We start from the raw sequence: 19,644 nt of genomic DNA, 5'->3' as shown, positions 1-19,644 counted from the left end.
ACCTGCCTACTTGCAGTATTCGCCGATCTTGTTGAACTGCACCTTGAGCTTCTCCTGCTGGTCTTGGGTGGCTGCCCCGAGCGATGAACCCGCTGCTTCGTCCATGATCGCGGCCATTTCCTTGATGGGATTTCCGATCTCCGGAGCGAGTTTGTCCGCGATCTCGTGATAGTGGGCGGCGATTTGCTTGGATTGCTGCTGCTGGTTGCCTTCGGGCTTGAAGGTGTCGTTGTTCAGGAATTCGCAGCTGGCTGTTACATCCATCTTTGGCGTCCCTCCGCAACCGCTCAGCAGGAGAGACGCGGCCAAGCCTGCAGAGACCACAGCGGAACGCACGACGCCGGCGCCCGGCTTAACCATGAGGCGCACCTTTCGCGGGACCCGGCTCGGCTGCCGCCACCTCATGTCCGGAAACCGGGTAAACGAGGGCTGTGGCAACAGCGGAAATTCCTTCGCCCCGGCCCGTGAATCCCAGTCCATCGCTGGTAGTTGCCGTGACGCTGACCGGCGCACCTGCGGCCTCGCTGAGGACCCGCTGGGATTCTTCCCGGCGCGGCCCGAATTTGGGGCGGTTAGCCACGAATTGCACTGCGACGTTGCCGATCTCGAAGCCTGCGGCGCGCACAATGCGTGCCGCTTCACTGAGGAGCTTGACGCCGGAGGCTCCGGCGAACTCAGGACGGTCCGTGCCGAAGTGCGTGCCCAGGTCACCGATTCCGCATGCGGAGAAGAGTGCGTCGGCGGCGGCGTGGGCGACGCAATCGCCGTCGGAATGCCCTGAAAGTCCTTGCTCGCCTTCCCAGAAGAGCCCGCCCAGCCACAGCGGCTGCGGGTGGTCTTCGGGGGCGAACGCGTGGACGTCTATGCCAACGCCGGTGCGGGGAAGCACCATGTTCTGGTTCTGTGTCATCAGCCTTCCACCCAACGAATTCCCAGGGGACCTTCCAACAAGCCTTCGGCAATGATCAGATCCAGGGGCGTGGTGATCTTGAGTGACTGGCTGGCCCCGCGGACAGCGTGGACGGGAACGCCCAGGAGCTCCACCAGCATGGCGTCGTCGGTGACAGCTGCGGATTGCTTGTCGTCGAACAGCCCGGCCGCTTCGTGTGCCCTGCGCAGGACGGCCAGCTCGAAGCCCTGCGGGGTCTGTACGGCCCGGAGCTGTTCGCGGGGAGCTGTTCCCGTGACCACTTCCGGGGCGATGGAAGCGTCTGAGCCGTTCGTCTCGGCAACGGTCTTGATGGTGTCCACCACCGGCATGGTGGGAATGACGGCCTTCGCGCCGGAGGCCAAGGCGTCGGAGACACGCTGGAAAACCCGTTCCGGGGTCAGGGCGCGGGCGGCGTCATGGACCAAAACAAGTTCCGTTCCGTCCTCCAAAGCAGCCATGGCGGCCCGGACGGAATCCGCGCGGGAGGAACCGCCGTCGACAACCGAAATCTCGGGGCCGCCGTCCACCAGGTCAATAGTGAACTCGGAGATCGACTCGCGCAGGGCAGTGTCCCCTTTGGGCACGGCGACGCAGATCTGGCGCGCAACATCAGAGGCAACCACACCGCGAAGGGCATGCATCAAAATGGTTTCGCCACCCAGCGGAACCTGGGCTTTGGGCATGCCGTAGCCGAGGCGTTCACCGGAGCCGGCAGCAACCACGATCACGGCCGTGACGGCGCGCTTGGAAGGAGTACTCATGATCACCAGAGTACTTGTGAGAAATGAAACCCGGCGCGTGGCAAAAAGAAACCCGGCGGCGCATTCGCACCACCGGGCTCAATTTTCTTAGGAAGCCAAGACCTCGTCGAGAACGCTTGCAGCCTTCTCTTCGTCTGTCTTCTCAGCCAGGGCCAGTTCTGAAATCAGAATCTGCCGCGCCTTGGCCAGCATCCGCTTCTCACCTGCGGAAAGGCCGCGATCGTGATCACGACGCCAAAGATCGCGAACGACCTCCGCCACCTTGATGACATCGCCCGAAGCAAGCTTCTCCAGGTTCGCCTTGTAACGACGCGACCAGTTGGTAGGCTCTTCAGTGAACTCGGCGCGGAGAACGTCAAATACGTGCTCCAAGCCTTCTTTGCCCACTACGTCCCGGACCCCAACAAGGTCAACGTTCTCTGCTGGAACTTCAATGGTCAGATCACCCTGAGCCACCTTGAGCTTGAGATACATCTTCTCTTCGCCCTTGATGGTGCGCATCTTGATTTCCTCAATTTTTGCTGCACCGTGGTGAGGGTAAACTACTGTCTCGCCGACCTCAAAAACCATGTGGACTTTCCCCTTTCCCGCAGATTAGTCTATCACGATTAAGGCATACGACTGGCATCACACAGGCCCTCCTGCCGCGCCAATAAAGGGAATAAGGCCTTAAACGACTTCCTCCAAGGTCTTGACGTATTCGGGGAAAGGTGCTCATGGCAATCAAAGTGCGAGCAAGATCTCTTCCGTTGATGGCGCCACATAGCCTTCCCGAATCCTTATTTTGGCGGGTTTGCCGATAGGCTATGGCTGAAAAGTGTTCCAATGACTCTTGAGGAGTAGGTGTCGTGCGCAATACTGCGATGAACCCTGTCCAGCGCGGCAAGCTGGCAATTGCGGCGGCTGCAATCGGCGTCGGTCTTCTGTCCGTCACCGGCTGTGGATTCGTCAACGCCCAGCAGACTACCCACCAATACTCGGCATCGGACGGGATCAAAGCTGATCTCGGTCCCCTGCAGTTGCGCAACATCCTGATTGTTGCGTCGGGCGAGAACGAGCCCGGCCGCGTCATCGGCGCCGTCTTCAACACCTCCGGCACCGACGCCACCCTCACCATGAGCGGTGCCAACGGGGCCCAGACCGAAATCCCGGTCAAGGCCAACGCGGAGACGTACCTGAATGACACCGCGGATGCAGCGATCCTCAGCACCGCGGGTGTCATCCCCGGCGGCCTGACCCCGATCACCATCCGCAGTGGATCCGACTCCGCTACGGTCAACGTCCCCGTGGTTGACGGCACCCTGCCCGAGTACGCCAAGTACCTGCCCACCACGCCGACCCCGACGGCAACGCCGACGTCCACAGCTACGTCCTCGGAGGCCCCGGCCGCCGGACACTAGCAGGCAGCAAGCCACAAGCGACACAAACAAGGAAGGGTCCCGCCTCGGCGGGACCCTTCCTTGTTTGTTTGTGCACAGCGCCGTTGCAGCGATCTTTACGGCTCGAACTTGTAGCCCAGGCCGCGCACAGTTACCAGGTATCGGGGAGCGGAGGGATCCGGCTCGATCTTGCTACGGAGCCGCTTCACATGGACGTCCAATGTCTTGGTGTCACCCACGTAGTCCGAGCCCCACACACGGTCGATCAACTGGCCACGCGTCAGTACCCGGCCTGAGTTGCGGAGCAGCATCTCCAACAGCTCGAACTCCTTAAGCGGCAGGGAAACCTGCTCACCGTTGACGCTCACCACGTGGCGTTCGATGTCCATGCGGACAGGACCGGCCTGCACCGTGGACGTGATGAGCTCCTCCGGCTCGCCCTGCCGGCGAAGCACCGCTCGGACTCGGGCCACGAGCTCGCGGGAGGAATACGGCTTGGTGACGTAGTCGTCCGCGCCGAGCTCCAGCCCAACAACCTTGTCGATCTCGGAGTCTTTGGCCGTCAGCATGATGACGGGGACACTGGAACGTTGCCGGAGCTGCCGGCACACTTCCGTTCCCGGCGTTCCCGGCAACTGCAAGTCCAGAAGGACGAGGTCGGCACCGTTCCGGTCAAATTCCACCAAGGCGTCGCTGCCGTTATCCACTACCTCGACGTCGAAACCCTCTTTGCCCAGAAGATAGGACAAGGGGTCGCTGAAGGACTCCTCGTCCTCCACTATCAAAATCCGGCTCAAGCGCTGGCTCCTTGCTCTTGGGCGCCGCTGGCGCCCCTATGGTGATTCACGTGATGGGGTTGTTCAATCGCGTGATGAGGCTCGACGGCGGTGGTCGCCGGAAGTTCGGAAGACGCGGCTGCCGTGGCAGCGGAAGTCTGGAGGCCGGCGTCGTCGTCCTGGCCTTCCATCTCCGGCAAGCGAATAGTAAACGTTGACCCTTGGCCGGGCTGGGACCACACGGTCACCTCGCCGCCGTGGTTGGACACCACGTGCTTGACGATGCTGAGCCCGAGGCCCGTGCCACCGGTGTGGCGGGATCGCGCCGCGTCCACGCGGTAGAAACGCTCGAACACGCGTTCCTGGTCCTCGGCGGTGAGGCCTTCGCCTTGGTCCGTGACCGAGATGGCGACGACGCCCTCGCGGGTCCGGACGCCGACACCAACCCTCGTGTTTTCGGGGGAATAGCGGATGGCGTTGTCGATCAGGTTGCGGAGCGCGGTCACCAGGAGATCGCGGTCACCGAAAACAAGCGAGTCGGAGTGTCCACCCACCACTATCTGGATGTTCTTGCTCTCTGCAGGCAGTTGCGAGCGGTCCACCGCTTCTGTGATCACGGTATTGATGTCCACGGCGTGCCCCTGCTGGGCGACGTTGGCGCCCTGCAGCCGGGAAAGTTCAATGATGTCCTGGACCAGGGCTGCCAAGCGGCCGGACTCCTTGTGCATGCGCTTAGCGAAGCGGCGCACTGCTTCCTCGTCATCGGGCGACGCTTCGAGGGCCTCGGCCAGGAGCGATATGGCGCCGACGGGGGTCTTGAGCTCGTGGGACACGTTGGCCACGAAGTCGTTGCGGATCTCCTCGGTGCGGGTGATCTCGGTACGGTCGTCGGCCAGCAACACGATGTATTCCCAACCGAGCATGGCTGCCCGGACCTGGACCACAATAGTGCCCTTGCCCAACGGACCACGCGGGAGCTCGTACTGCTCTTCAAGGATCACGCCATCGCGGCGGACCTTCGCGGTCATGTCCAGGAGTTGCTTGTGCACCACCGTGTGCCCGCGCACCAGGCCGTACGCGTACGCTGCGGGACTTGCACGGACCACGCCGTCGATCGCGTCCACTACTACAAAGGCACGCCCGACGACGGACAGCACTTCCGCGGCACCCTCAGGAAGCAGGGGTTCGCTGACGTCCAGGTCCACGATGCTCCGTTGCCGCTCGCTGATCCTGAAAGCGAGCATGCCAAAGACGCCCAACGACAGGCCTACGAGGCCAGCGACGACACCTATGAGCAATGGATCCACGTGTCCAGCTTATGCTGTGGAAACACGGCAATGCTGTGATCCGGCGCCAAACGCGGACGGTTCAACTAACGTTCATCTAAAGGAGCCAAACAGTTCACTGGTCCCTGACACAGTTACTGGTTGGACTGTCAATGGTTTTGAAATCCGACCCCCACCATGGGAACAGGATTTCCAAGGAAAGGACGCCTTAGTGCGCAAGGTTTTTCAGGAGGAGCTCACCCAGGTAGGTGACGACCTCATCGAGATCTCCAAGCTGGTTCACGAAGCAATCACGAAGGCTACTACGTCCTTCGAAGGCGCCGACGTGGATCTTGCCCAGGACGTCATTGCGGCAGATGCCCGCATCGACTTCCTGCAGAACAGCCTCGACGAGCGTGCCATCGACATCCTTGCCTTGCAGGGTCCTGTCGCGAGCGACCTCCGCATGATTGTAGGTTCGCTGCGCATGAGTGCGTCGCTGGAACGCATGGGTGACCTGGCCCGCCACGTTGCCCAGCTGGCGCGCCTGCGCTACCCGGCCACCGTGATCCCGTCGTCGCTGACCCAGACCTTCAAGGCCATGGCCCAGCACGACATCGAGATCACCGCCAAGGTCATTGAACTGCTGGAGACCCGCGATCTTGAGGTAGCCCGCGACATCCTCAAGATCAACATCGCCGTAGACGACCTCCACCTCAGCGTCTTCAAGGCCATCGCCTCCCCCGAATGGACTGAAAGCCCGTCCACCACCGTGGACGTCGCCCTGGCCAGCCGCTACTTCGAACGCTTCGCCGATCACGGCGTTTCGGTCGCGCGCAAGGTCACCTACTTGGTGACCGGCGAATGGCAGCCCGAGGGCTTCTAACACTGGAGCATTAACGACGGCGGCCGGTCACCTGAGGTGACCGGCCGTCGTCGTCGTTAACTACAACGTCATTTCTTGCCTTGGTTGGCCACCGCGAGGATGGCCTGGGCTGCTGCGTCGGGATCCAGGTAGGTTCCGCCCGGGTTGATGGGCTGGAAGTCCTCATCCAGTTCGTAGACCAGCGGGATGCCCGTGGGGATGTTCAGCCCGGCAATGGCGTCATCGCTGATGCCATCCAGGTGCTTCACCAGGGCGCGCAGGGAGTTGCCGTGGGCGGTAACCAGAACGGTCTTGCCGGCCTTGAGGTCTTCCTTGATGTCCGATTCCCAGTAAGGGAGCAGGCGGACCAGAACGTCCTTGAGGCATTCGGTGCGCGGCAGTGCGTCGCCGAGGTCCTTGTAGCGGACGTCGTGTGCCTGCGAGAATTCGCTGTCGTCCGACAGGGGCGGCGGCGGGGTGTCGTAGCTGCGGCGCCATTCCATGAACTGCTCTTCGCCGAATTCGGCAAGGGTTTGGGCCTTGTCCTTGCCCTGCAGGGCGCCGTAGTGGCGCTCGTTCAGGCGCCAGTCGCGCTTGACGGGGATCCACCCGCGGTCGGCCTTGTCCAAGGCCATGTTGGCCGTGTTGATGGCACGCTTCAGGAGCGAGGTGTAGAGGACGTCCGGGAGGATCTCGTTCTCAACCAGGAGCTCTCCACCGCGCACTGCTTCTTCGCGGCCTTGATCGTTCAGGTCAACGTCCACCCAACCGGTGAACAGGTTCTTGGCGTTCCATTCGCTGTGGCCATGGCGCAGCAGAATCAGCTTGTAAGTCATGGTTTTCATCCTAGCCGAGCAGTTACGTGCCCTGCCCGTCGTTACGTCCGGCAACGAGCCCCGCGGACCGATGCTGGCAAGGATAAAGTGGGGGCCGTGGTGCAAAAAGCGGAACGGGTGGGCTCTCCCCGTAGTCGGGGCGGAAAGCCGGTTGGCAACGTCACTCGCGGCACCACGAACCCCAATCGCATGCGCCGCTTGGACCGCTGGTTGGCGGGACCCCAAGCGTGGCGGCTGCGCGCCGCCGTCGACCCGCTTGTGGTGGACCTTGGCTATGGCGCCTCGCCCACCACCGCCGTCGAGCTTTTTGAACGGCTTCAAGCCGTACGGCCCGATGTGCGGGTCTGCGGGATCGAGATTGAGCCGGAGCGCGTGCGGACCGCCAAAGCCCTTGAACGGCCCGGGCTGAGCTTCCACGTTGGCGGTTTCGAAATCCCGGTTCCGGGTGAACCGGTGTTGGTGCGGGCCTTCAACGTGCTGCGGCAATACGAGGAAGCGGACGTCGCAGGGATCTGGAATCTGGTGCAGTCCCGGCTGGCGCCCGGCGGGTTGTTCATTGATGGCACATGCGACGAGATAGGGCGCCGTGTGACGTGGGTGGCGTTGGATAAAGAACGTCCGTTGAGCCTGAGTTTTTCCGTGCGGTTCGGCAGTTTTGAGTTGCCGTCCGAGGTAGCGGAGCGGCTGCCCAAGGCCCTGATTCACCGAAATGTCCCGGGCGAAGCGATCCACGCGTTCCTGCAAGCCATGGACAAGGCATGGTTGGAAGCGGCACCTCTGGCGTCGTTCGGAAACCGGCAACGCTGGACGGGTATGTGCCGTTTACTGCACGACGCCGGGTGGCCGCTTCAGGACGGTCCGGCACGGTGGCGCTTGGGTGAAGTGACGGTGGCGTGGGACGCCGTGGCTCCCCGCTAAGGCCGATCCAGAGGAACCGCGCCGGCTACCAGGGGCCGTATGGACCGACGTTGCGGTTGCCGCCGCTGCCGGCCTCGCGCAGAGCGGGGCGGACGTCGGCCAGGTAGACGCACGCTGCGGTGACGGCCGCGATCCCGAACAACCCCAGGCTGCTGCCGCCTGCCAGAACGGTCAAGGCGCCAATCGCAAGTGCCACTCCGGTGAGGGCCAGCCAAAAGGTCTTGGTGCGCTTGGAGGCAGCTACGAAGAGCGTCGGCTTGTGGCGCAGGCAGTCCGCAAAGGCCCACAGTTCCAGGGCAAGGGCCACCAAGCCAAGGATCCAGTAAACCCCGGTGGTAACGTACGCGATCAAAATTTTTCCGTCCACGCTCTTTAGCCTAGCCGTCCAGCGACTTCAGCGCTTGCTCGAGGTCGGACCAGAGGTCTTCCACGTTCTCGATTCCAACGCTCAACCGGACCAGGTTCTCCGGAACGCTGAGCGGCTCAGCCGTGTGCCGGCGTCGGCGTTCAATCAGCGACTCAACCCCGCCCAAAGACGTGGCGGGAAGCCAGAGCTGCAAGGCGCGGACCAAGTGGTCTGCTGCGTCGGCACCGCCGCGCTGTTCATCGCCGGCGATCTGGATGCACAGGATGGAGCCAAAGCCCTTCATCTGCGCCTTGGCGCGCTCGTGGCCCGGATCCGTGGCGAGGCCGGGATAGCGGATAGCTTCGACGCGGGGGTGGACGCTGAGGCGTTCGGCGAGCGTAGCCGCGGACGCCTGGGAACGCTCGATCCGCAACGCCAGGGTGCGGAGGCCGCGAAGGGCCAGCCAGGCCTCGAACGGTCCGGCGATGCCGCCGTGGATGATCCGGTGGTGGAGCAGGGTGGCGCGCAGTTCCGGGTTGGACGTCACCAAGGCGCCCAGGACAACGTCCGAATGGCCGGCAAGGTACTTGGTCACGGAGTGAAGGACGACGTCGGAACCCAGGCTGAGGGGCTGCTGCACCAAAGGCGTGGAGAAAGTATTGTCCGTGACCACGATCGCGCCGGCCGCGTGTGCGGCGTCAGTAAGCGCGCGGACGTCGGCGATGCCGAGCATGGGGTTGGTGGGGCTTTCCAGCCAGAGCAGGTTCGCCTTCTTGCCGCTTTCAGGGCTGATGAGGGCCTTCACGGCGTCCGTGTCCGTGATGTCTACCGTGCGAAGTTCCAGGAAACCCTTCTCCGCCAGCTCGGTGGCCATGACCAATGAACCTGCGTAGCTGTGCGAGGGCATGACCACCACACCACCCGCGGGAACAAGGGACAGCGCTGAGCTGACCGCTGCCAGACCTGAGGCGTAGAGCAGGCCGGGCAGGGTGGCGCCTTCAAGTTTGGCCAGAGCATCCTCGAAGGGATCCCAGGTGGGGTTGGCGTAGCGTCCGTAACCGCGATCTCCATCGCCCAACGAACCAGTTCCGAAGTATGTGGAGGACAAGACGATGGGCGGATTCACGGGCTCGTCGTGGGCGCGCTCGGGGCGGCCGGCCGCAACTACAACGGTTTCCGGAGACAAATCGGCGGCGTGCTGATCGGAAAGGCTCATGGTTTCAGCGTAGTCGCGGGCAATGCTGTGGATGAAAGCCGTCTCGCATGCCGGTGATCGGTAGGCTAGACGAGTGAGTATTAAGAGTCCAGGCCTTTTCATCGCCTTCGAAGGCGGGGACGGAGCGGGCAAGTCCACCCAGGCCGCCCGGCTCTCCGACGCCCTCGAGTCACGGGGCCTTTCCGTGCTGCGCACCCGCGAACCAGGCGGCACCCCCATCGGCGAGAAATTGCGCTCCTTGGTCCTGGACCACGGAAACGGCACCATCGATCCCCGCACGGAAGCCCTCATGTTCGCCGCTGCCCGCGCAGCCCATGCCAGCCAAGTGATCCGGCCCGCGCTGGCTGGCGGAACAGTGGTCATCACTGACCGCTACATCGATTCATCCGTCGCCTATCAGGGTGCCGGCCGCGGCCTCGGCGCCGAAGGCGTTTTGTCACTCAATGAGTGGGCCACCGAAGGCCTGCATCCGGACCTGACGGTACTGCTCGACGTCGACCCCTCCGACGGCCGCCAACGCCGGACCGCCGGGGACGCCACCGAGGACAGGCTGGAGTCCGAGCCTGACCACTTCCATTCCGCCATCCGCCACGCATTCCTGGACCTCGCGGCGGCTGCACCGTCCAGCTATCTGGTGCTGGCTGCCAGTGCCGACATTGAAACATTGGCAGCACAGATCCTGGAACGAGTGGAGACGTTGTTGGGTGACCGGATTTCGGGCGAAACCGCTGCGGGCGAAGCCGTTTCGGGCGACCGCCCGTGAGCGTCTGGGACGACCTCCAAGGGCAAGCGCCCGTCGTCGCGCAACTAAGGCAAGCGGCGCAGGGCGAAACCGGCCTCACCCATGCGTGGCTTTTCACCGGTCCCCCGGGATCCGGCCGTTCCAACGCAGCCAAGGCATTCGCCGCCGCCTTGAACTGCGAGCAGGACGACGTCACCATGCGCGGCTGCGGCGAGTGCGCGGCGTGCCACACGATCCTCGGTGAAACGCACTCGGATGTGACATTCGTGCGCACCGAAAAGGTCACCATCACCATCGACGAAGCACGCGAACTCGTGTCCAAGGCCGGCGACCGGCCAGCCACGGGACGGTGGCGCATCATCGTGGTGGAGGACGCGGACCGCATGGCCGAGCGCACCACCAACGTCTTGCTGAAAGCCATCGAGGAACCCACTCCCAGGACCATCTGGATGCTGTGTGCCCCCTCACCTGCCGACGTCCTGGTCACCATCCGGTCGCGATGCCGTCCTGTGAGCCTGCGGCTGCCGCCGGCCTCCGACGTCGCCGAGCTTTTGGTGAGGCGCGACGGCGTCGACCGCCAACTCGCGGACCGTGCGGCGCGCGCGGCTCAGAGCCATATCGGGATCGCCCGGCGGTTGGCCCGCGACGCCGAGGCGCGGCAACGTCGGATGGATACCGTTCGCATCCCGCTTGGCCTTCGCGGCGTCACTGCTGCCGTGATGATGGCCGAAAAGCTGGTCAAGATCGCCACCGACGAGGCCAACAGCTCCAACGACGAACGCGACGCCGCGGAGAAAATCGCACTGCTGGCAAGCTTGGGCGCTCCCGAATCCGGCACCCTCCCACCATCCATGCGCAGCCAAGTCAGGCAGCTTGAGGATGACCAGAAACGGCGTGCCAAGCGCTCCATCACCGACTCACTGGACCGCACGCTGACGGATCTGCTGTCCTTTTACCGGGACGTCCTCATCATCCAGTTGGGGAACGCAGTGGAACTGGTCAACGTTGAACTCAAGAGCGAATTGGAAGAATACGCGGCCCATTCAACCCCGGAAACCACCTTGGCCCGGATGGACGCCATCAACAAAGCCCGTGTCCGAATCACCACCACCAACGTGGCGCCGCTGTTGGCGGTCGAGTCCATGGCCACGAGCCTCATTCAGCAATAGGAGAATGCATGAAGTCCGCACCCCGCCGGTCCGCCGGTACCCCTTCACGGGACCGGTCTGCCCACGTTGATGCGGGTGGTGGATCGGCAATCCGGGGTGTTGCAATGCCAGTAAGGCGTGGCCGCGGAGTCGCTGCGCTCTGCGTTGCTCTGGCATCCATGCTGGTGCTCAGCGCGTGCACGCTCCTCCCAACACCACAGGCCAAGCCGTCCACCAGCACCGTGGATCCGTCCATCGCCGCATCAGCGCCTGAGGGCCTGGAGAAGTACTACTCGCAGTCTGTTGAATGGAGCCCGTGCGAGGACGGTCTGCACTGCGGCAAGGTCCAGGTGCCTAAGGACTACGCAAACCCGGCATCCGGGGACATCGAGCTTTCCGTCATTAAGCTGCCCAGCACGGGCAACAAGCAAGGTTCCGTGCTGATAAATCCCGGCGGACCTGGCGGCTCCGGCGTGGATTTCGTCAAGGACGCCGGCAGCACCCACTTCACCGAGAAGTTGCGGGCCAATTACGATGTTGTTGGCTTTGATCCCCGTGGAGTGGGCCGTTCCGCTCCGGTGACCTGCATGACCGACGCCGAACGTGACGCCGCCCGCGAAAAGGTGTTCCGCAAGAACACTGACGAAGGATTGGCTGCGGCGCTTGCCTTCAACAAATCATTCGCTGATCAGTGCGCCCAGCAGACCGGTGATGTTTTGGGACTCATCGATACCGTGAGCGCTGCCAAGGACCTGGACATCCTGCGCGCGGTAGCGAACGATGCCAAGCTCAACTACTTGGGCTTCTCCTACGGCACGCTCCTGGGTTCAACCTATGCATCGCTCTTCCCGGACAACGTGGGCCGCATGGTCCTTGACGGCGCAGTGGACCCGGCCAACAGCAACGAGGAACTGACGGCCGGCCAGGCACGTGCTTTCGAAAAGGCCCTCCGCACGTACGTGGCCAACTGCCAGGGACAGCAAAACTGCCCCCTCAGCGGCTCCGTGGACAACGGTGTCCAGGAAATCCGGGACCTCATCAATGCCGTAGACCAGAATCCCCAGACAGCCAAGGACGGCCGCTTGGTGACGGTCAATGACGTCGTCAACGGGCTCATCCTGCCCCTGTACAACGACCTCAGCTGGCCGGCCCTGACCCAAGCGCTGGAGACAGCTTTCTCCGGTGACGTCTCGCAGATGATGCGGCTTGCCGATCTGGGCGCCGACCGCGAACCCAACGGCACGTACAGCTCCAACTCCGCTTTCGCGTTCCAGGCCATCAACTGCCTGGACTACCCGATGGTTACAGACACTGCCGGCATGCGGGCCGAGGAAGTCCGCCTCATACAGGACTCCCCCACGTTCGGTGCATTCTTCGCGTACGGCGGCGTCACCTGCAAGGACTGGCCGTACGCCAACACCCGCACCCCGGCACCAGTGGACTACAACGGATCTGCACCCATTGTGGTGGTCGGTACCACCGGCGATCCCGCCACCCCGCTCGAATGGTCCCAGTCCCTGCGCAAGCAACTGGAAAATGCGTCACTCGTCACCTGGGAAGGTGAGGGGCACACAGCATACGGCCGCGCGAACACGTGCGTCAGCACCGCCGTCGACGACTACTTTGTTGACGGCAAGCTGCCGCAGGACGGGCTCAAATGCTAGAGGTGCCTGGCTTCCCGCTTCTCCACCAACAGCGGGAGCTGCTTGATGGAATCAACGACGACGGTGGCTCCGGCCGCGCGTAGCGTTGCCTCAGAATGCGAACCGGTCAGGACGCCCGCCACGAGGGACGCGCCGGAACGGACGCCAGAGAGCATGTCCGAGCTGGTGTCGCCCACCACCGCCACCTCGCGCACATCGTCCAGATCCAATGCGAGCACGGCCGTCAGGATCATGTCCGGGTAAGGCCGTCCACGTCCGGCGTCGGCCGGGCACAGACTGAGGTCCGCCAGGCCCATCCATCCCAGGGATTCCAGCACCATGTTTTGCGTGTGACGGCCGAATCCCGTGGCCAGGCAGATCTGCATGCCGGACTCGCGCATCCACAAAATGGCGTCCTCCGCTCCGGCAATCGCGCGGACACCCCCGTCTTCAATGAGCTCGTCATAGCTGTTCTCGAAAACCTTATTGGCGCTTTCGGCCACAGCGGAGTCCTCGAAAAGGTGGCTGAAAACGGTCATTTTAGAGAAGCCCATGGTGTCCCGGGCGTAGCCGAGCATGCTCTCGAACCGGCTGCTGCCCGGTTCGATGCCGTGTTCCGCAAGCGCCCGGGACATGGCCCGCTCCGTGCGGCCATCGTCGGTGATGGTGGTCCCCACCATATCCACGACGGCGAGCCTCAGCCGGTTCGGTGTGTGGCTGGCGTCCCTGGTCAATGCGTCCCCGGTCATGGAGCGGCTCCTTCGGCTTGTGTGCATGGCGGCTGGATCTCACCACAGCTAGTTCCCCAGCTTCCGGCTGCCGGGAAACCACCGTCTGAACCCGGCCCGACGGGCGGGTGAACATCCCCGCAACGGCCGCCCGCCCCCCTCGTTTTGACCCGAGCGCGCTGCCTCTATTACAGTTATGTCTTGCGTGATCGCCCGCGAAACCGGTGATGGACGCGGTGCTTCCTTAGCTCAGTCGGTAGAGCGTTTCACTCGTAATGAAAAGGTCATCAGTTCGATTCTGATAGGAAGCTCGGTAAAGAACCCCCGGAAATCTTGGATTTCCGGGGGTTCTTGTTTTCCCTGACCTGGCCGTGGACCATCAGGGAACTCTCCAGCGCACAGATGGTCGCATGACGGCCTTCAGAAGCGTGCCCGCCTCTGGATGGCGGAAGCGAGGGACCGCAGCTGACGGTTGCGGTCGAGGTCGCCGGTGCGGGTTGCCAAATACACGGTGTTCAGGGGTGCGAACTCGGGAGTATGCAGAGTGGTGAGGGCGCCGGTGGAGAGATCGTCTTCAACAAGGTAACTGGGCAATACAGACATCCCCGCGCCAGCCAGGATGGCTGCACGCACGCCTCGAAGATCGGGCACGATGCAGCTTGTTCGGAGGTCATCGGGGCGACGATCGAACACGGTCCGCCAGTAGCGCCGAACGATGGGCAGGTTCTCCGCGTAAGCCACAACCGGGATAGCGGACAACTCCACATCGGCGGGGTCAACGCCCGTGATGCTCGCTTTCCAGAGCGGAGCAGCCACCAGGACAAATTCCTCATCGAAGAGTGGAATCCCCGTGACCCCTTGGACTCGTGGGCGGACAGCACTCACCACGATATCGAGGTCGCCGGACCGCAATTCATCGAGCAAGCCGTCCACCAAACCGAACCTGATTCGCAGCTTGGCCCCTATGGCCTCTGTGAGCTCCGGGGTGTGGGGCAGGAGCAAGGTGGTTATGAACTCCGCAGGACCACCCAAGTGGATTGACCCGTTGGCACCGGACGAAGAGGATATGAAGGCGAGGTCGTCCAAAGCGTCAATGTGCGGGCCAACGTCCCGGGCCAAACCCTCGGCCTTGGGGGTCGGCGCGACGCCCGTAGGACTTCGCTCAAAGAGGCGCAGTCCCAGGTTCTGTTCGAGGGAATGAACATGGGTGGAGGCTGTGGGCTGCGAAATGCCGAGCAACCTTGCTGCCTCGGTCAGGGACCCCACGCGGTAGACGGTGAGGAAGGTCCGCAAATGCTCAAGGTTGTGAGTGGCCATCGGTGCAATCCTCGCATGGGGCGGTCCAAGGTTTCCCGATGGGGGGCCACAGCTTTTCCTATGCAGGCCAAGTGCGCCGGCGGGGCACCATCGAATAACTATTTCACGAAAGGAAATCCCATGGCCCGCATCCTCATGGTCGTATCAGCAGCAGACTCCCTTGAACTCGCCGACGGCACCCAACACCCCACGGGCGTCTGGGCCGAGGAACTCGTGGTGGCCCACCGCGCCCTCAAAGCCACCGGCGCAGAAATTACTATCGCCAGCCCCGGCGGAAAGAAGCCCACCGTGGACCCTGGCTCGTTGAACCCGGAAATCGTGGGCGACGAGGAAAAGGTCCAGGACTTCAAGCAGTACCTTGAGGACATCGCAGGCGAACTTGAGACGCCAGAGCCCTTGGCCTCCGTCAATGTGGCCCAATTCGACGCTGTCGTCCTGCCGGGTGGGCACGGCCCTATGGTGGATCTGGCCACGGACGCGAACCTGGGTGCCTTGCTTATCGCGGCTGACCAAGACGGAACAATCATCGCTCCCTTCTGCCACGGACCCGCTGGCCTGCTCAGCGCCACCACCGCGGACGGGAACTTCGCCTTTGCCGGCCGCCAGCTGACGGTGTTCACGGATGAAGAAGAGCTCACGGGCGGGACCGGCGAGAACACCCCGTGGCTGGTTGCCACCACCCTCGCGGAGCGCGGTGCCATCGTGAAAGCGGCCCCGGCCTGGAGCAGCTACGTTGTCCGCGACCGTAACCTCATCAGCGGCCAGAACCCGCAATCCAGCGAGGCCGTCGCCGCAGCCGTGGTCGCGGCGCTCGCCGAGTAGACCTTCGACAGGAGAAGCAAAACGACGGCGACGCAACCGGTCAGGGGCGTCGCCGTCGTCACGCATCGGAGAATGCCGCGCCGTAGATGCCAGAGCAGAGAGCAGCAGTTCAGGCCTATCCCCACAACCAAACAATCGGAATACTGAGACTGTGAAAGAGCGGTCAGATCGAACGGTCGAGCGTCTCCAGAATTGGCTAAAGGCGTTGGCAGCTGTAGGCGCGGCCGTAAACCGAGGCGTCTCCCTCGACGAGTTGCTGAACATGGTGGCCAGAACATCCAGTGAACTGATGGGCTACGACTTTTGCTCGGTTACAGTCCCAGACCAATCCAACTCCGTGCTGCTGATCAAGGGTTCACATGGACTAACCGACGAATATATCCAGGAGGTCAACGCCCTCCACCCGATCCGCTTGCGGGGTATGTCGTTGCCTTCACCATCCACTCAAGCCTTCACATTGGGCATCCCCGTAAGCGTCGAAGACACGGCGACGAACCCGTCGTTTGTTCCTTGGGCCGCGGCGGCACGTCACCAGGGTTTCACTTCCATGATTGCCGTACCTTTGAACGCCCCGGGCGGAACCCTCGGGACTCTGAACTGCTTCACTCGCCTTCCACACGCGTTCGAGAATGACGAAGTTTCGTTACTGACTGTTTTAGCCGATCAAGCTGCTGTCGCAATGAACACGGCTCAGCTCAGGGCGGATCAAGCACGCACAATTGCCGAGCAGAAGTCCCTCAATGAGTCGCTGGAGAAGCAATATGAGCTGCAACGCAAAGTGGCTGAGGTTCACAATCGCCTCACGTCGCTGACGCTAGAGGGAGGTGGCATTGCCGAAGTGGGCAATGCACTTGCCGAGCTGCTCGAACGGCCTGTGGTCATTCAGAGTGATCAGGGCAATGCGGTTTGCGGTTCTGCGTATGGAGCCGACGACTTCTTGGACGGAGTGGCTGGAGAAGCTGAGCAAGTCCAAGGCAAATCACCAAACAGCGACGCCATCAGCGGGCCGTCGGATATCCGGTTGCCGCTCCACAATGGGTCCACGGTTTCTGCCGTTCGAGCGCCAGTTGTCATCAAAGAAGAGGTTGTGGCCTGGATCTGGACAACTGGCCCATTGACCAAAATGGCGCCATTACACCGACGCGCGATCGAGCACGCCGCAACCGTCATGGCATTGGAATTCCTTTACACTCGCAGTGGGGCCGCATCGGTGTGGTACCGAACAGGGGAACTTCTCTCACACATAATCAGGGGCCCGCGCCCTTCCACGTCCGTTCTCCTCGCGGAGACCCAGCGACTGGGGTATGACCTGTTGCAACCTCATGCCTTGATTGCTGCCCCACACGATCAGGTTCCAGAGGACGAGGTTCTACGACGACTCGCTGGCAAGGTAAACCGTTGGAATCATGACAACGTGCCAAAGCCCCTGGTTGGTTTACATAAGGACTACGTCGTCGCCCTGTGGCCTTTGGGGAGGCGGCCCTTGGAATCCGTTCGCGACATCGCCGAACAGATCCGTCAGAGTCTGACGGAAGCCGAGACCAGCCAGCTTGTCGCGCTGACGGGCCCGGTGACTGATCCGAACGCGTACGAAGAAGCGTTTTCCATAGCCCGCGGCGCAGTCGAACTCGCCAGACTCAAGGGAACGCCGAGCCAGACCCTGCTTCTGACCGATCTCGGGATAGCGGGGCTCTTTCTGCAGACGCAGGACTCGGCGGGCCTCCGTTCGTTCTGCGACCGAATCCTGGGACCGTTGCATCGTTATGACGCAACCAATGGGGCAGCACTCCTGCAGACCCTGACCGTTCTGATGAACAATAACCTCGACGCTCAAATGACTGCCGAACACCTGACCGTAAACACGACCACGATCACTCAACGACGAAATCTCATAGAGCAACTGGTGGGATTGGACTTGTCGAACGTGACCGCGTTGACACAGGTTTCTGCGGCGCTCCAGCTTGAGGAAATCATTGCGGTAATCCCCTCCCCCGGACACGGGTAGGCTTCCGGCACCCAACTGTGGTTTTGCCTTACCGGATTTGGACAGCCGTGGACAGCTGAGGCAGTGCCCGCACGAGCGAAGCGAGTTCTGCGGTTTCCTCGGCCGTTGCCAACGCCTGTTCAAGCGCGATGTCGTGAGCGGGGCGGGCTGAAATGAGCAGCTCGCTCCCCTCGCTTGTGAGCTCGGTGTAGATACCGCGTCTGTCGTCTGAGCACAGAATCCGCTGAAGTAGCCCTCGGCCCTCCAGCCGATTCACGAGGCGCGTCGTTGCGCTGGGCGAGAGCGCAGTTGCCCGCGCCAATTGCTGCATTCTCATATGCCAGCCATCCTGCCTGGCAAGTGCGTCGAGAACCGTATATTCGACCACGGACAAGCCTGCCTCTGCCTGGAGTGCCTGCTCGAGTTCACCCTCAATGAGGCCGTGCAAAGCGGCCAGGGTTCGCCAACCTCGGGCCCGTACTTCCAGGGCGTCATCTTCGATGCTCACGGGACAACCTTTCGTTCGCGCCGTCCATGCGACGGCAAAGTAGTTGCTTGCGCGCTGTATCTTCTTGTGCAAGGATATTAGCCAGCGTCTGCAACTAACAGCTTACGCGCACTATCCTCTTCCGTATAGTATTTTTAGGAGATTCTTATGCCCATTGGGCTAATAGCCTTGGCCTTGGGAGGCTTTGGCATCGGGCTTACAGAGTTCGTCATCATGGGACTTCTACCCGAGGTCGCATCAGATTTCGCCGTGAGCGAGGCGACCGCGGGCTGGTTGATATCTGGATACGCCCTGGCCGTGGTGGTTGGGGCATTGCTGCTAACCCTGGCAATGTCACGCATGGACCGGAAGGCGGCCCTTGCCTTACTCCTCGGAGTCTTCGTCATAGGAAACGTCCTGTCGGCACTGGCCCCGGACTACTGGACCATGATGGCTGGACGGATCATTGCAGCCCTCGCGCACGGAGCCTTCTTTGGTATCGGATCGGTGGTAGCGGCGGGCATGGTGGACCGCACCAAGAAGGCCGCTGCCATTGCCATCATGTTCACCGGCCTGACCGCTGCCAACGTCCTGGGAGTGCCATTCGGCACCATGCTGGGACAAGCAGCGGGCTGGCGCTCCACTTTCTGGGCCATCAGCGTCATCGGCATTCTTGCCCTGATTGGAATCCTGACCCTGGTGCCGCGCACCACAAACATCGATTCCACTCCATCCTCAGGTCTTCGCGGCGAACTCAGCGCGTTCAAGTCGGGCCAGGTTTGGCTGTCCATCGCCGTCACCATCCTGGGATACGGCGGAATGTTCGGAGCCTTTACTTACATTGCCTTCACGCTGACCGAGATCTCGCACTTCCCAGCCGCAACCGTACCTTGGCTGCTGATCCTCTTCGGCGTTGGACTCTTCGTGGGTAACGCCCTTGGAGGAAAGGCCGCTGACCGCAACGTCGACCGGGCCTTGCTGGTTGTCCTGTCGGTGCTGCTGGTAGTTCTGGTGGTGTTCGCTTTGACCGCGGACAACCAGCCCCTCGCAATCATGTCGTTGGTACTCATGGGCGGCTTCGGCTTTGCCACCGTCCCCGGGCTGCAGATGCGCGTCATGACGTACGCAAAGAGCGCCCCCACCTTAGCGTCCGGGGCCAACATCGGCGCATTCAACGTGGGCAACGCCCTGGGAGCCTGGCTAGGCGGCGTCACCATTACGGCAGGCCTGGGCTACACATCCCCCATTTGGGCAGGTGCTGCCATCACACTTCTTGGCCTCATCGTCATGGTGTTCGCTGCAACGGCCGCCCGTCGCGCCGCTCAGCGAATGACGCAGTCCGGCGATGAGCAGTCCATGGTGCAGCCAACATCCGAGAAGCAGTCCCTCGCAGGATCTCCGCTCTAGCCCCGAACGAAAGACGGTCATGACCTTGGCAACAGCCCCGTTAACCTCTCCATCACCTGCCTTGGCGACCCTC

21 protein-coding genes and 1 tRNA gene are annotated in these 19,644 nt (G+C 62.5%); 10 read left to right on the top strand and 12 right to left on the bottom strand.

Annotated elements, in window-relative coordinates:
- Positions 1 to 6 precede the first annotated feature (6 nt).
- From ARUE_RS04310 to ARUE_RS04295, 4 genes are all read right to left on the bottom strand, one after another.
- Entirely contained in the window at positions 7 to 360 is a 354-nt protein-coding gene (locus tag ARUE_RS04310) for a hypothetical protein (RefSeq protein ID WP_011773641.1), read from the bottom strand.
- Complete coding sequence (gene ispF, locus ARUE_RS04305) at positions 353 to 910, bottom strand: 2-C-methyl-D-erythritol 2,4-cyclodiphosphate synthase (protein ID WP_014920840.1); 558 nt, start codon at positions 908 to 910, stop codon at positions 353 to 355. The genes ARUE_RS04310 and ispF overlap by 8 nt, the downstream gene beginning before the upstream one ends.
- Positions 910 to 1,692 carry a 2-C-methyl-D-erythritol 4-phosphate cytidylyltransferase gene (gene ispD, locus ARUE_RS04300; RefSeq protein WP_043469801.1) on the bottom strand — a complete coding sequence of 261 codons (783 nt, stop codon included), beginning with the start codon at positions 1,690 to 1,692 and terminating at the stop codon, positions 910 to 912. The genes ispF and ispD overlap by 1 nt, the downstream gene beginning before the upstream one ends.
- Positions 1,693 to 1,779: 87 nt before the next feature.
- Positions 1,780 to 2,262, bottom strand: coding sequence for a CarD family transcriptional regulator (locus ARUE_RS04295; RefSeq protein ID WP_011690592.1), 483 nt, complete (start codon positions 2,260 to 2,262; stop codon positions 1,780 to 1,782).
- Positions 2,263 to 2,555: 293 nt separating this feature from the next.
- Here ARUE_RS04295 and ARUE_RS04290 point away from each other — a divergent pair, with 293 nt between their 5' ends.
- Entirely contained in the window at positions 2,556 to 3,092 is a 537-nt protein-coding gene (locus ARUE_RS04290; protein WP_011773638.1) for a hypothetical protein, read from the top strand.
- A 95-nt stretch (positions 3,093 to 3,187) separates the two neighbouring features.
- Here ARUE_RS04290 and ARUE_RS04285 read toward each other — a convergent pair whose 3' ends face one another.
- Both ARUE_RS04285 and ARUE_RS04280 read right to left on the bottom strand, forming a co-directional pair.
- Positions 3,188 to 3,868, bottom strand: a complete 681-nt coding sequence (locus tag ARUE_RS04285) for a winged helix-turn-helix domain-containing protein (RefSeq protein ID WP_020608526.1) — start codon at positions 3,866 to 3,868, stop codon at positions 3,188 to 3,190.
- Positions 3,865 to 5,145 carry a sensor histidine kinase gene (locus ARUE_RS04280; RefSeq protein ID WP_238324625.1) on the bottom strand — a complete coding sequence of 427 codons (1,281 nt, stop codon included), beginning with the start codon at positions 5,143 to 5,145 and terminating at the stop codon, positions 3,865 to 3,867. Before ARUE_RS04280 ends, ARUE_RS04285 begins: the two co-directional genes overlap by 4 nt.
- A gap of 199 nt (positions 5,146 to 5,344) precedes the next feature.
- Here ARUE_RS04280 and phoU point away from each other — a divergent pair, with 199 nt between their 5' ends.
- A complete protein-coding gene (gene phoU, locus ARUE_RS04275; protein WP_011773635.1) occupies positions 5,345 to 5,998 on the top strand; it encodes a phosphate signaling complex protein PhoU in 654 nt (217 codons plus the stop codon).
- Between the two features lie 68 nt (positions 5,999 to 6,066).
- Here the strand turns inward: phoU and ARUE_RS04270 are convergent, their stop codons facing one another.
- Positions 6,067 to 6,813: a phosphoglyceromutase gene (locus tag ARUE_RS04270; protein WP_043469799.1), complete on the bottom strand. Its 747-nt coding sequence runs from the start codon at positions 6,811 to 6,813 to the stop codon at positions 6,067 to 6,069.
- A 96-nt stretch (positions 6,814 to 6,909) separates the two neighbouring features.
- Between ARUE_RS04270 and ARUE_RS24610 the strand changes: the two genes are divergently transcribed.
- Positions 6,910 to 7,731 carry a class I SAM-dependent methyltransferase gene (locus ARUE_RS24610; RefSeq protein ID WP_238324513.1) on the top strand — a complete coding sequence of 274 codons (822 nt, stop codon included), beginning with the start codon at positions 6,910 to 6,912 and terminating at the stop codon, positions 7,729 to 7,731.
- Between the two features lie 25 nt (positions 7,732 to 7,756).
- Here ARUE_RS24610 and ARUE_RS04260 read toward each other — a convergent pair whose 3' ends face one another.
- Positions 7,757 to 8,098: a DUF2516 family protein gene (locus ARUE_RS04260; protein ID WP_011773632.1), complete on the bottom strand. Its 342-nt coding sequence runs from the start codon at positions 8,096 to 8,098 to the stop codon at positions 7,757 to 7,759.
- A 10-nt stretch (positions 8,099 to 8,108) separates the two neighbouring features.
- Complete coding sequence (locus tag ARUE_RS04255; protein ID WP_014920838.1) at positions 8,109 to 9,293, bottom strand: trans-sulfuration enzyme family protein; 1,185 nt, start codon at positions 9,291 to 9,293, stop codon at positions 8,109 to 8,111.
- A gap of 73 nt (positions 9,294 to 9,366) precedes the next feature.
- Between ARUE_RS04255 and tmk the strand changes: the two genes are divergently transcribed.
- The 3 genes from tmk to ARUE_RS04240 are packed head-to-tail and all read left to right on the top strand — an operon-like array spanning position 9,367 to position 12,847.
- Entirely contained in the window at positions 9,367 to 10,056 is a 690-nt protein-coding gene (gene tmk / locus ARUE_RS04250) for a dTMP kinase (RefSeq protein WP_014920837.1), read from the top strand.
- Complete coding sequence (locus tag ARUE_RS04245; RefSeq protein ID WP_011773629.1) at positions 10,053 to 11,204, top strand: DNA polymerase III subunit delta'; 1,152 nt, start codon at positions 10,053 to 10,055, stop codon at positions 11,202 to 11,204. The genes tmk and ARUE_RS04245 overlap by 4 nt, the downstream gene beginning before the upstream one ends.
- A gap of 8 nt (positions 11,205 to 11,212) precedes the next feature.
- Complete coding sequence (locus tag ARUE_RS04240; protein ID WP_014920836.1) at positions 11,213 to 12,847, top strand: alpha/beta hydrolase; 1,635 nt, start codon at positions 11,213 to 11,215, stop codon at positions 12,845 to 12,847.
- Here ARUE_RS04240 and ARUE_RS04235 read toward each other — a convergent pair.
- Entirely contained in the window at positions 12,844 to 13,575 is a 732-nt protein-coding gene (locus ARUE_RS04235) for an HAD family hydrolase (RefSeq protein WP_014920835.1), read from the bottom strand. The two genes, ARUE_RS04240 and ARUE_RS04235, sit on opposite strands and share 4 nt — an antisense overlap.
- 217 nt (positions 13,576 to 13,792) lie before the next feature.
- Here ARUE_RS04235 and ARUE_RS04230 point away from each other — a divergent pair.
- Positions 13,793 to 13,865, top strand: a tRNA-Thr gene (locus ARUE_RS04230).
- A gap of 109 nt (positions 13,866 to 13,974) precedes the next feature.
- Here the strand turns inward: ARUE_RS04230 and ARUE_RS04225 are convergent.
- Entirely contained in the window at positions 13,975 to 14,871 is an 897-nt protein-coding gene (locus ARUE_RS04225) for a LysR family transcriptional regulator (RefSeq protein ID WP_014920834.1), read from the bottom strand.
- A gap of 120 nt (positions 14,872 to 14,991) precedes the next feature.
- Here ARUE_RS04225 and ARUE_RS04220 point away from each other — a divergent pair, with 120 nt between their 5' ends.
- Entirely contained in the window at positions 14,992 to 15,693 is a 702-nt protein-coding gene (locus ARUE_RS04220; RefSeq protein ID WP_043469797.1) for a type 1 glutamine amidotransferase domain-containing protein, read from the top strand.
- A 151-nt stretch (positions 15,694 to 15,844) separates the two neighbouring features.
- Positions 15,845 to 17,698, top strand: coding sequence for a helix-turn-helix domain-containing protein (locus tag ARUE_RS04215; protein ID WP_081589112.1), 1,854 nt, complete (start codon positions 15,845 to 15,847; stop codon positions 17,696 to 17,698).
- 28 nt (positions 17,699 to 17,726) lie between these two features.
- Here ARUE_RS04215 and ARUE_RS04210 read toward each other — a convergent pair whose 3' ends face one another.
- Complete coding sequence (locus ARUE_RS04210) at positions 17,727 to 18,185, bottom strand: MarR family winged helix-turn-helix transcriptional regulator (protein WP_011773623.1); 459 nt, start codon at positions 18,183 to 18,185, stop codon at positions 17,727 to 17,729.
- Between the two features lie 147 nt (positions 18,186 to 18,332).
- Here ARUE_RS04210 and ARUE_RS04205 point away from each other — a divergent pair, with 147 nt between their 5' ends.
- The gene (locus tag ARUE_RS04205) at positions 18,333 to 19,571 is read left to right on the top strand and encodes an MFS transporter (protein ID WP_014920831.1); all 1,239 of its coding nucleotides are present in this window, start codon (positions 18,333 to 18,335) and stop codon (positions 19,569 to 19,571) included.
- Positions 19,572 to 19,644 lie beyond the last annotated feature (73 nt).

The sequence above is a fragment of the Arthrobacter sp. Rue61a genome (assembly GCF_000294695.2).
GTDB lineage: Bacteria > Actinomycetota > Actinomycetes > Actinomycetales > Micrococcaceae > Arthrobacter > Arthrobacter aurescens_A.
The sequence above is the reverse complement of the archived record's forward strand: the minus strand, read 5'-3'. Positions and strand labels throughout refer to the sequence as shown.

Excerpts from the sequence above, each read along its gene's own strand:
- ARUE_RS04310 (WP_011773641.1), bottom strand. The coding sequence starts at position 360 with ATGGTTAAGCCGGGCGCCGGCGTCGTGCGTTCCGCTGTGGTCTCTGCA.
- ispF (WP_014920840.1), bottom strand. The coding sequence starts at position 910 with ATGACACAGAACCAGAACATGGTGCTTCCCCGCACCGGCGTTGGCATA.
- ispD (WP_043469801.1), bottom strand. The coding sequence starts at position 1,692 with ATGAGTACTCCTTCCAAGCGCGCCGTCACGGCCGTGATCGTGGTTGCT.
- ARUE_RS04295 (WP_011690592.1), bottom strand. The coding sequence starts at position 2,262 with ATGGTTTTTGAGGTCGGCGAGACAGTAGTTTACCCTCACCACGGTGCA.
- ARUE_RS04290 (WP_011773638.1), top strand. The coding sequence starts at position 2,556 with ATGAACCCTGTCCAGCGCGGCAAGCTGGCAATTGCGGCGGCTGCAATC.
- ARUE_RS04270 (WP_043469799.1), bottom strand. The coding sequence starts at position 6,813 with ATGACTTACAAGCTGATTCTGCTGCGCCATGGCCACAGCGAATGGAAC.
- ARUE_RS04255 (WP_014920838.1), bottom strand. The coding sequence starts at position 9,293 with ATGAGCCTTTCCGATCAGCACGCCGCCGATTTGTCTCCGGAAACCGTT.
- ARUE_RS04240 (WP_014920836.1), top strand. The coding sequence starts at position 11,213 with ATGAAGTCCGCACCCCGCCGGTCCGCCGGTACCCCTTCACGGGACCGG.
- ARUE_RS04235 (WP_014920835.1), bottom strand. The coding sequence starts at position 13,575 with ATGACCGGGGACGCATTGACCAGGGACGCCAGCCACACACCGAACCGG.
- ARUE_RS04225 (WP_014920834.1), bottom strand. The coding sequence starts at position 14,871 with ATGGCCACTCACAACCTTGAGCATTTGCGGACCTTCCTCACCGTCTAC.
- ARUE_RS04220 (WP_043469797.1), top strand. The coding sequence starts at position 14,992 with ATGGCCCGCATCCTCATGGTCGTATCAGCAGCAGACTCCCTTGAACTC.
- ARUE_RS04205 (WP_014920831.1), top strand. The coding sequence starts at position 18,333 with ATGCCCATTGGGCTAATAGCCTTGGCCTTGGGAGGCTTTGGCATCGGG.